At 74.4% G+C, this 10,566-nt stretch carries 5 protein-coding genes and 1 pseudogene; 3 read left to right on the top strand and 3 right to left on the bottom strand.

Going from position 1 to position 10,566, the window contains the following annotated elements:
- Positions 1–342: 342 nt before the first annotated feature.
- Complete coding sequence (gene rpsO / locus STRBO_RS0109445; protein ID WP_005479656.1) at positions 343–630, bottom strand: 30S ribosomal protein S15; 288 nt, start codon at positions 628–630, stop codon at positions 343–345.
- A 463-nt stretch (positions 631–1,093) separates the two neighbouring features.
- On the opposite strand from rpsO, the gene STRBO_RS0109440 reads away from it, so the two are divergent.
- The 3 genes and pseudogenes from STRBO_RS0109440 (at position 1,094) to STRBO_RS41450 (ending at position 5,437) form a co-directional block, all read left to right on the top strand.
- Positions 1,094–1,387: a DUF397 domain-containing protein gene (locus tag STRBO_RS0109440; RefSeq protein ID WP_005479658.1), complete on the top strand. Its 294-nt coding sequence runs from the start codon at positions 1,094–1,096 to the stop codon at positions 1,385–1,387.
- A gap of 528 nt (positions 1,388–1,915) precedes the next feature.
- Positions 1,916–2,044, top strand: a pseudogene (locus STRBO_RS45885) (SCO5717 family growth-regulating ATPase); the annotation flags it as partial.
- A gap of 687 nt (positions 2,045–2,731) precedes the next feature.
- Entirely contained in the window at positions 2,732–5,437 is a 2,706-nt protein-coding gene (locus STRBO_RS41450) for a MinD/ParA family ATP-binding protein (RefSeq protein ID WP_425336035.1), read from the top strand.
- Between the two features lie 120 nt (positions 5,438–5,557).
- On the opposite strand, the gene STRBO_RS0109425 is transcribed toward STRBO_RS41450, so the two are convergent.
- Both STRBO_RS0109425 and STRBO_RS0109420 read right to left on the bottom strand, forming a co-directional pair.
- Complete coding sequence (locus STRBO_RS0109425; protein WP_028796557.1) at positions 5,558–6,511, bottom strand: bifunctional riboflavin kinase/FAD synthetase; 954 nt, start codon at positions 6,509–6,511, stop codon at positions 5,558–5,560.
- Positions 6,512–6,645: 134 nt separating this feature from the next.
- Positions 6,646–10,461 carry a trypsin-like peptidase domain-containing protein gene (locus STRBO_RS0109420; RefSeq protein ID WP_020114103.1) on the bottom strand — a complete coding sequence of 1,272 codons (3,816 nt, stop codon included), beginning with the start codon at positions 10,459–10,461 and terminating at the stop codon, positions 6,646–6,648.
- Positions 10,462–10,566 lie beyond the last annotated feature (105 nt).

The following is a 10,566-nucleotide window of genomic DNA, read 5'->3' as shown; positions in this document are numbered from 1 at the left end:
AGAAGCGCGCCGTCTGGTGCGGGCCGGTCTTCGATCGAAGCCCTCGGGGTTCGCAATCTCCCGGGGGCCACTACCGAGGACCGGCGGCGGCGAGGTGCGCTTCTCCTCGTTCGTGTGCGTGCGGCAGCCCTCCGGGCGCCTCACGCTGTGTCGTGCCTCTTGCGTTGTGCTACCACACTACAAAGGGGTGGTGACACTCCGCACGTTTCCGCCCGTACGTCCCGCGTGCGTCGGGGCCGCGCGCCCCCTGCCGACGGGGTCGGCCGGGCCGGCGGAGTCCCGGTGCGTACAGCAAAGGGAGCGGTCCCCCGATCTCCCGGGAACCGCTCCCCTCACGGCGTCCTACTTGGCGCCCGCCGCACCGCGGCGGATGCCGAGGCGGTCGACCAGCGCACGGAAGCGCTGGATGTCCTTCTTGGCGAGGTACTGCAGCAGACGGCGACGCTGACCGACCAGGATCAGCAGACCACGGCGGGAGTGGTGGTCGTGCTTGTGGGTCTTGAGGTGCTCGGTCAGGTCCGAGATGCGGCGGGAGAGCATCGCGACCTGGACCTCGGGGGAGCCGGTGTCGCCCTCCTTGGTACCGAACTCGGTGATGATCTGCTTCTTCGTAGCGGCGTCGAGCGACACGCGATACTCCTCATGAGTCTCGTTGATGCCACCGAGTGCCCCTGGTCTGCGTCTCAGGGGGGCTTCTGTGACTCGGGTGGCGGGGTCCGCTGGGGGCTACCTCCGGAGTCCGGGGGTGCGCACACAAACGGCCACGGGACAGAGTACCAGCTTGGAGGGGTACGTCCGACCGGGGGCCGCGCCCCGGATCGCCGTCGGCGCCGAGCCTCGACCGTCGTGGCCGTCGCACCCCGGACTCCCTCGTGGGGGTGAAGCCGCTGACCTGAGGGAGAAACCTTTGTCCCGAAGGGGCGGGCGGGAAGCGGCCGGGCCAGGGACCATGCTGTCGCCGGCGGTGCGGTGTGCGGACATCGGCAAACCCCTGACCAGGGCGAACGAGGACAAGTAGGGTGACCTGACAGCTTGTTGACACGAAGCTCGTCGACACGAAGCTCGTTGGCACGGACGAAGGGACCCAGCCGCGATGGCCGAGGCCGAGGACAAGGAACTCAAGGCGCGCAAGGAGCGGGAGAAGGACGAGCTGTACGCCCTCGACATCTCCGGCGTCGAGTGGCACAGCGCTCCGGGCACCGAGGATCAGCAGGAGCGGGTCGAGATCGCCTACCTCCCGGAAGGCGCCGTGGCCATGAGGTCCTCGCTCGACCCCGACACCGTGCTGCGGTACACGGAGGGGGAGTGGCGGGCGTTCGTACTGGGGGCGCGGGACGGGGAGTTCGATCTGGAGCCGGCACCGGGGGACGGGGCGCCGGCTGCGTAGAGCGCGGGGCGCGAAGCGCGGATCGGGGGAAGGGGCGGGGAGCCGGGGTCGGCTGCCTGCCCCTCTTGTTTTGCGTCGGTCCACTTGTTGTTCTGCGTCGGTCCTCTTGTTCGTGTCGGTCCCTTTGCTTGTGTCGGTCCTTTTGTTCCGTGTGGGCCCTCGCCTTGTGCCTGCCTCTCGCCTTGTGTGGGCCTGGGCTTGTGCGGGCCTTGTGTGCGCGGGGCGCCCGCTCCGGCGGTGGTGACAAGTCGGGCGCGCGAAGATCCAGTCTGGGCAGCATGCCCAAGTTGCTCCCCTTTCAGGCTGCTTGGGCGCTTCGGGTGAGCCGGTCGGGAGAGACGGGCCTGCCGGGTCCGGGCTCCTGATGATTAGGCTGGGGTGCAGCACGTCGCGAGTTGCCCGCACGCGGGTGGTACGGGCTGTGTGACTTGGCCCGGGGCCCGAGGGGGGACAAGCCCGGCGACATCAGACGACAGGAACGGTCGCCCCAGCACGGCATGAGGGTGCTCGACCACACCAGGAGGAATTGTGAGCAGCGATCGGGACGGGATGCGCGGGGGCTGGGCCACACCCGACGATGACCAGCCCGACGCGGAGTCCGCCATCGAGATGACGGGCGAGTTCACCATCGACTACGCGCCGCCTGCCTGGTACACGCAGAACGCCTCTCCGGGAGGGGCCGGCTCGGAACCGGGTGCGGGTGCTGGTGCTGGTGCTGGTGCTGACACGAGTGCGGGGGCGGGTACGGGTACCGGTGCGGGGGGCGTTCCTCCGGTCGCCGGTTCCGTGCGGCCGCCGATCGGGCTGCCGTTCGCGCCGCCCGCCGGCGCTCCTCTCGACATGTCCGGTGTGCCCGGTTCGTATCCGCCTCCCTGGCCTCCGACGGCCGCCGCGCCCGTGGCCGGCGCCGGTGGTGAGGGCGACGGGGACATCGAGAGCGGGGCGACCATGCGGATCTCCGCTGCCGCGATGAAGCGCGAGGTCGGGGACGGCGCCGCCGCACAGGGTGCCTCCGGTGCGGGTACGACTGCTGGTGCGGGCTCTGACGGGGGTGCCGCCCGTGGTGCGGCGAGTGCCGGTGACTTCGAGTTGAACGCGCCGCAGGTGCCGGGTGGGGAGCCGGCGAGCGCCGCGCGCTCCGACGCCGGGGTTTCTGGCTCCGGGGACGTGACGGCAGCCGGTACGGCCGCGGAGGCGCCGCCTCATGGTTCGGAGGGCGCCGGTGCCGACGTGGATGCCGGCGGTGTCCCCCAGCCCGCCGAGGCCGTGGTGTCGTCCGGCGAGGGCCAGGACGCTCAGGGCGGAGCGGGCGAGGGCGGCGACGGCGGTGTAGGCCCGGAGGGGTTGGCCGGTGCGGATGCTTCCGGCGAGGCCGGTGCCGTAGAGGCCGGTGCCGCTCAGGCCGGTGACCCCGAGGGTCCGTCGGCCGGCGGTGCCGAGCGTCCGGATGTCGTCTCCGGCGAGGCCGAGCCGGGTGCGGTCGCCCAGCAGGATGCCGTGGCCGAGATCTCTGTCCCGCAGGAGACACCGGCTCAGGGTGCCGCCCCGCAGGAGGCACCCGCTCAGGGCACCGCACCGCAGGATGTGCCCGCTCAGGGCGCCGCCCCTCAGGCAGCCGTTGCGCAGGACCTCGCGCCGCAGAACTCCGGTCCGCATGACACCGTTCCTGCCGAGCCTGTCGGCGGCGCCCCCGGCACCGCCGAGTCCCAGGGTGCGGTGCCGCGGACCGTGGAGCCCCAGACCGCCGCGCCTCAGCCGGCCGCGCCCCAGGAGGCCGCGCCCGCTCCGGTCGCCCCCGGCGGCGTACCGCAGACGCCTCCCGCCTGGACGCCTCCGGCGCAGCAGGGTGCGCTTCCGCCGTTGCCGCCCGCGTACCGACTGGCCACGCCGCCGGCGCCTGCCGCGGGAGCGCAGTGGCCACCGGTCGCGCCGACGGCGCCGGTGCATCCCGCGCTGCCGAACCAGCAGCCCGCGGTCGCGCAGGCCGAGCAGCCGGTGCCGCCGCCCCAGCAGCAGCCGTTCCCCCCGCAGGCCCCCCAGGGTGCGCCTGCCGCCTGGGGCAACCCGGTCGATGCCACGCCCGGTGCCTCTGGTGGGCCCGGTGCACCTGCAACACCCGGAGCGCCGCCGGCCAGCCCCGGAGTCCCTGCGCCAACCGGCGCGCCCGGCGACACCGGCGACACCGTGCCCCCCGCACCACCGCACGCCTCCGCCACGCCCGTCACCCCGGCCCCGGCACCCACGCCCGACCAGCAGCCGGCAGCCCCCCAGGCACCCCACGCCCCGTCCCCCGCCGGTTACGGCTTCCCGCCCCCTGGTGCGTCGGTCCCGCCGCACGCACCCGTCCCGCAACAGGTCGGCTACGGCCTCCCCCAACCCCCCACCCAGCCCGAGCAGCCCGACGGGCAGCCCGGCACCCCCGCGCCCACCCCGCCACCGGCACACCCCGCACCGGGCTACGGCTTCCCCCAACCCGATGCGCCCGTACCCCCGCACGCACCCCTCCCCCAGCAGGCCGGCTACGGCTTCCCCCAACCCCCCACCCAGCCCGGCCNCCCCGAACAGCCCGCCCCTCAGCCCGGCTACGGCTTCCCGCCCGGCGCCCCGGCGCCACAGGGCCCGCCCAACTCCCCTGCTCCCCCGAGCGGTTACGGCTTCCCCCAACCCCCCACCCAGCCCGGCCATCCGGAGTACACGGGTCAGCCCGGCCAGCCCGGTCAGCCTGGGGGGCACCCGTATCCCACTGCGCCCACCGCCCCCGTCGACCCCCGCACAGGCGCGGCCTGGCCGCAGCCCGTGCAGCATGATCAGCGGCAGCCCACCAACCCCGGTGTGGCGCCGCTCGGTTACACGGCCGCGGTGGAGTTGTCGTCCGACCGGCTGCTGAACAGCAAGAAGCAGAAGACGAAGAGCAGCCGCCCGGCGTCCGGGGGCGGGCGGTTCAGGCTGGGGGGAAAGAAGGAGGAGGCCGAGCGGCAGCGGAAGCTGGAGCTGATCAGGACGCCGGTGCTGTCCTGCTATCGCATCGCGGTCATCAGCCTCAAGGGTGGCGTCGGCAAGACGACGACCACCACGGCGCTCGGCTCGACGCTCGCCACCGAGCGGCAGGACAAGATCCTCGCGATCGACGCCAACCCGGACGCCGGAACGCTCGGCCGTCGCGTGCGGCGCGAGACCGGGGCGACCATCCGTGACCTCGTCCAGGCGATCCCGTACCTCAACTCGTACATGGACATCCGGCGGTTCACCTCACAGGCTGCCTCGGGGCTGGAGATCATCGCCAACGACGTGGACCCCGCCGTCTCCACGACGTTCAACGACGAGGACTACCGGCGCGCGATCGACATCCTCGGCAAGCAGTACCCGATCATCCTCACCGACTCCGGCACCGGCCTGCTCTACAGCGCCATGCGCGGGGTGCTCGATCTCGCCGACCAGCTCATCATCATCTCGACGCCGTCCGTGGACGGGGCGAGCAGCGCCAGTACGACGCTGGACTGGCTGTCCGCGCACGGATACCAGGACCTGGTGGCCCGTTCCCTCACGGTCATCTCCGGGGTGCGCGACACCGGCAAGATGATCAAGGTGGACGACATCGTCTCCCACTTCGAGACGCGCTGCCGGGGTGTCGTCGTCGTGCCCTTCGACGAACACCTGTCGGCAGGCGCCGAGTTGGACCTCGACATGATGCGGCCGAAGGTGCGGGAGGCGTACTTCACGCTCGCCGCGATGGTCGCCGAGGACATCGCCAGGCACCAGCAGTCGCACGGCCTGTGGACTTCGGACGGCAACCCGCCGCCGGTGGTCGCCCCGCCTCTGCCCGGCCGGCAGATCCCCGGTCAGCAGCCGTATCCGCCGCAGCAGCAGGGCCAGCCGTACCCCGGCCAGCCCTACCCGGGTCAGCCGGCCCCCGGCCAGGCCCCTGCCCCGCAGCCTTATGGTCACCCCGGCCAGCCGGCTCCCGGACAGCCCTACCCACCGCAACAACCGCAGCACCCGCAGCACCCGCAGCCGGGCCAGCCCTACCCGCCGGCTCCGCCTCAGCAGTAGGAGCCGGCAGAAGCCGGGCAGCCGGGAAGACGAACAGAGGGCCCGTGGCGTTCACGGATCGTGAACGCCACGGGCCCTCTGTCGGCTCCGGCTTCGGACGGCCGGAGCCGACCGCGATCGCTACTCCGGCCGGTACGCCGCGATCAGCTCCCGGCACCTCTTGACGTCCTCGCCCATCGCCACGAGCAGCGCGTCCAGCGAGTCGAACTTCGCCTGGCCGCGCACGAAGGCGAGGAAGTCGACGGCGGCGTGCAGGCCGTAGAGGTCGAGTCCGACGCGGTCGATGGCGTACGCCTCGACCGTGCGCTCGGTGCCGTCGAACTGCGGGTTCGTACCGACGGAGATCGCGGCGGGCATGGCCTCGCCGTCGGTGTGCAGCCAGCCGGCGTAGACGCCGTCGGCGGGGATCGCGGTGTGCGGGAGCGTCTCCACGTTGGCTGTGGGGAAGCCCAGTTCACGGCCGCGCTGCGCACCGCGGACGACCACGCCCTCGACGCGATGGGGCCGGCCGAGGATCTCGCGCGCGCCCTCGACGTCGCCCTCGGCGACCAGTCGCCGGGTCAGGGTCGAGGAGAACGGCTGTCCGCCGCCCGCCTCGCCGGTGACGAACAGGTCGACGATCTCGACCTCGAAGTCGTACGTCTTGCCCTGCTCGGCCAGGAACGCCACGTCTCCGGCGGCCTTGTGGCCGAAGCGGAAGTTGGGGCCCTCGACCACGGCCTTGGCGTGCAGCTTGTCGACCAGGACCTTGACGACGAAGTCGGCCGGGGACAGTCGCGAGAACTCGGAGGTGAACGGCAGGATCAGCACCGCGTCCACGCCCAGGTCCGCCATGAGTTCGGCACGGCGGTGGTGCGGGGCGAGCAGCGGCGGGTGGGTGCCGGGGCGCACGACCTCGCTGGGGTGCGGGTCGAAGGTCACGACGACGGCGGGAACGCCCCGTTCGCGGGCGCGTTCCACGGCGTGCCGGAGAATCAGCTGGTGCCCGCGGTGCACCCCGTCGTAGGAACCGATGGTGACGACGCTGCGCCCCCAGTCCTCGGGGATGTCCTCCAAGCCACGCCAGCGCTGCACTGTGACCGCTCCTCGTCGAACCCGTGTCCGTATTGACGCCTAACCCTTGCGCAGGTCTAAGGGTGCCATGCCCGGTGCTCTCGCCCCGCATCGGCATCCGTGCTGTGACCCGGAGCACGGGAAGCCGGCCCGGTTCACGCGGGTACCCGCACCCCCTGTACCCCCGCCAGGTTCTCGATCATCCGGCGGGTGCTCGGCCCGACCACCGCCGCCCACTCCTCGGGTGTGCCGCTCAGCCAGCCCGCCACCAGCCCCGCGAAACCGGGCACATGGCGGGCCAGGTCGACGAGCGCCCAGTCGAACCGGGTCGCCCCTTCCGGCGTACGCACGAGCAGCAGCCCGACCCGGTGGACCAGCAAGCGGGCGGCCGCGGCGTCGCTGGTCCCCACCATGCCCTCCGCGCCCTCCGTCCCCTCCGCATCCGTGGTCACGCCGCGCGCGGCGGCCGCCCGCAGGAGGGCGTCGAGGACGGACGGGTCCCGCTCGGTGGCCATCACCAGGTCGAGCAGTTCGCGCCGCAGGGGGCCGGAGGCGGGGGTGCCCGGCTCGGCGAAGACCGCCGCGAGGGCCGCGCGGACCTGCACGGGACCGTCCACGATCAGGCCACTGAGCAGCGGGAACAGCACGGCGCGGGTCCCTTGGCCGTGCTCCAGCCTGCGGTCGACGTACGCGGCCACGTGCCCGGCCACCTCCGGGCGCCGCTCGACGACCTCCCGGACCAGGACGGTGACGCGGCGCGCGAGTCCGGGCGTGGTGACCTCGGCGAGGGTGCGCAGGGCCTCGCCGTCCGCGCCCTCGGCGCCCGGGGTCCGCAGCCGGGCGCGGAAGGCGTCGAGGACCGGGTCCGGGTGGGTGGCGAGCGCGGTGACCAGGGCGCTCGCGGGCAGCTGCGGGTCCCCGGCCGCGAAGCGTTCCAGCGCCTGCGGCAGATACCGCGGCCGGGTCAGCGGATCCCGTACGAGCAGGGCGAGGGCACCGCTGTGCAGGGTGACATCGGCCGGGCGGCCCAGCAGGGCGAGCGCCGCGTGGCGGAGCAGCCCGCGGTCGGCCTCCGTGTCCACGTGCGGAGCGGTCCGCAGTCCGTACGCGAGCCCGGCGACCCGCCGGGCCGGGCGGTCGTCGTGCGCCCACCGGTCGACGGCCCGGCACACCGCCGAGGGTTCCTCCTCGGAGAGCACCGCGAGCAGTTCGTCGCCGCGCCGGTGCGCACTGTCGACCAGCGCCTCGGTGAGGTCGTCCGGGGCGCGTCGCCGATGGGTGTGCAGCAGCGCCTGCGCGGCCGTCGCCACGGTGGCGTCGGGGGTCGCGACCAGCGGGGTGTCGTCGAGGAACCAGCGGGTGAGCAGCGGTTGCACGGCGGCGGGGTGGGCCGCGAGGAGCCGGGAGACCACGTCGAGGTAGCGGGGCCCCTCGCCGGTGGCCGGGTCGGCGACGACCAGGCGTCGCAGCAGGTCGAACCGTTCCGCCTCGGGCAACGGCAGGGCCGCCCAGAAGTCCGGCCCGAACTCCCCCGGCACGCCCCGGCCCTGGGCCCGCCAGGCCCCGATCCGCTCGGTGAGGAAGCGCAGGACCCGGGTGTACGGCGTCGCGTCGGGCACCCGGAGCAGCACCTCGGACAGGAGGCGGGTGGCCCACCAGGTGGGGTCGTCGGGGGCCGGGGAGCCCGGCGGCAGCAGTGCGTCCAGGGCGTCCAGCAACTCCTCCAGGCGCCCGGCGAGTTCGGTGGGGCCCTGCTGCCGGGCGAGGAGGAGCAGGGCGTGGACGACGGGGCCGACGCGGTGGCGGGGCACGGGGAGGTTGCGGGTGGCCCGGCGGGCGTGGCGGCGGACACGGGCCTGCGAGGGCATCGTGGCCCAGCCGCGCCGTGCCTCGGCCTGCGCGACCCAGCCCCGGTGCACCAGCGCGTGCAGGGCCGCGTCGAGGTCCAGATGGGCGCCCTGGATCCAGTCGGCCAGCTCCTCGTGGGCGAAGCGGTAGCCGTCGCCCGCCGGGACGAGCAGTCCCTCGGTGAGCACGGCCGAGGCCCAGCCGGTGGTGCCGCCGAGCCGCCGCCCCGGCACCGGTCCCCAGGGGAACACCGCCTCGAACGCGGTCCGGTCCAGCTCTCCCTGGCCGGGGCCCAGACATCGCCGGGCCGCCTCGTGCACCTGCCCGGAGACCTGCGCCGCGAGCCGCCGCACGGCAGTCCCCCGCACTCCGTTCACCGCGGCGAGCCGCACGGCGACGCGCAGACACATCAGATCCAGGTAGGCACCCAGCACCTCGTCCCGGCCGGGCCGTCCCGAGGGCGCGCGGGAGGCTTCCGCGCGGGCGGAGGGTGCCGCGGCGTGGTGCGGCCCGGCGAGGGCGCCATCCTCGCCGGGCCGCCCGCCCGGGGTGGCCGGGAGCGCCGCCCGTACCTCGGACAGGAGCCGCAGGGTGAGCGGGTGCCGGGCGTCGGGCCCGGCGAGCGCGTCCTCCGGGAGCCCGTACCGGAGCCGGGCCCGCCGGGCCTCGCTCTCCGTCAGGTCGCCCAGCCGTACGCAGGCGGGCAGCGACTGCTCCTCTCCGCCGGCCGCCTCGCCGTGCAGCAGCTCCGCCGGGAACTGCGCCCCGGCCCGCTCCCAGTACTCGGCGCGGCAGGCCACCACGAGCCGAGCCCCGTTCTCCCGCAGCCACCGTGCCGTCCCGGCGGTCCACTCGGCCAGCCGGTGCGCGAGCGTCGGCGGCATCTCCTCGGGCCCGTCGAGAAGCAGCAGCAGGGGCCGTCCCTCCGCCACGGCGAGCCGGGCGAGCCGCTCGGGCCGGATGTCCCCCAGCTCACCGTCGTACCGGCCGGACGAGGACCCTCCCGCCGCACCGAGCCCGTCCTCCGCGGCTGCACAAGCCCCTGGCGCCCCGGACCCCTGCGGGGCCGCCGAGGCCGCGAACGCCGCCGACGCCCCGCCCCCGTACCCCGCCGACGCGGCCACGATCCGCCCGGCCCGCTCCAGCGCGCGTCGTGCCGCGTCCGCCACGGAGTCGTCGTCGGACAGGAGGTCGGCGCCGCGGAGCCACAGTGTGGGCGCGGGCTCGGGGCCCCGGCCGCGCCGGGCGGCGAGGGCGGCCAGCTCCGTCGTACGCCCGCTGCCGGGTGGGCCGACGAGGCCGAGGACCGTGGCGGAGCCGTCGGCGAAGGCGGTGAACTCCCTTACGACATCGACGCGTTCGACCGGGTCGGCACCGGCCGCCGCGACGGCTCCGGCTCCCGCCCCCGGCCCGTCCGACCCCACGGTGGTGGCCGTGAGCTCCAGCACCCCGGCCAGGTTGAGATCGGTGCCGTACGCGCCCACGGTCGCCGCGTTGCGGGCGAGCAGCTCGGCCAGTGGCCGCTCGGCCCGCCAGTCGCGCAGGGGCACGGCGAAACCGGTGGTGCGGTGCGGTGCCTGAAGGGCCGTGCCGAGCACGCCCACCACGGCGCCGGTGGTCACGTCGAGAACCGGTCCGCCGGCCGCGCCCCCGCCCAGTCGCAGCGCCTCGCTCCCGGCCGTCCCGATCGCCAACTCCAGGGCGCCGCGCAGCAGATGGAAACCGTCGGTCGCCGTGTACGTGACGTCCGCCGTGCCCAGCACCCGTGCCTCGCGCCAGCCGCCGGCCGCGATGCGGACGTACGCGCCCGTCGCGACCTCGTCCCGCAGGGCGAAGGGCAGCGGGTCCACGCACAGCCCCTCGGTGCGGATGAGCGCGAGATCGAGGGCGGGCAGCGCAGTCACCGCGTCGGAGGTCACCACACAGACGCGGTCGCCGGTGGCGTGCACCACGATGCGGGCCAGTCCGTCCACCGCCTCGTGGCTGGTGACGACCGTGCCGTGGTGGTCGGCGACGAAGCCCGTGCCGCGTTGTCGTCCCGTCAGATCGCCGACCCGCACCAGGACTTCGTCCCGCGCCGCCCGACGGCCGTCGTCGGTCGCCCGACGGCCCCGTACCGCCATGTCCTGACCTCCCCGTCGTACCTGTGTTCCGACGGTAGGCACGTGAAGATCAGCGGAACAGATCGCGCGGCGAACGCGCCCCCTTCCGCTCCCTCGGTTCACTCC

Origin of the sequence: Streptomyces bottropensis ATCC 25435 (assembly GCF_000383595.1) — a bacterium.
Classification (GTDB): Bacteria; Actinomycetota; Actinomycetes; order Streptomycetales; family Streptomycetaceae; genus Streptomyces; species Streptomyces bottropensis.
This window is presented reverse-complemented; position numbering and strand designations above follow the sequence as displayed.

What these genes read in the sequence shown, in the direction of transcription:
- STRBO_RS0109440 (WP_005479658.1), top strand. Translation starts at nt 1,094, where the DNA reads ATGGCCGAGGCCGAGGACAAGGAACTCAAGGCGCGCAAGGAGCGGGAG.
- STRBO_RS0109420 (WP_020114103.1), bottom strand. Translation starts at nt 10,461, where the DNA reads ATGGCGGTACGGGGCCGTCGGGCGACCGACGACGGCCGTCGGGCGGCG.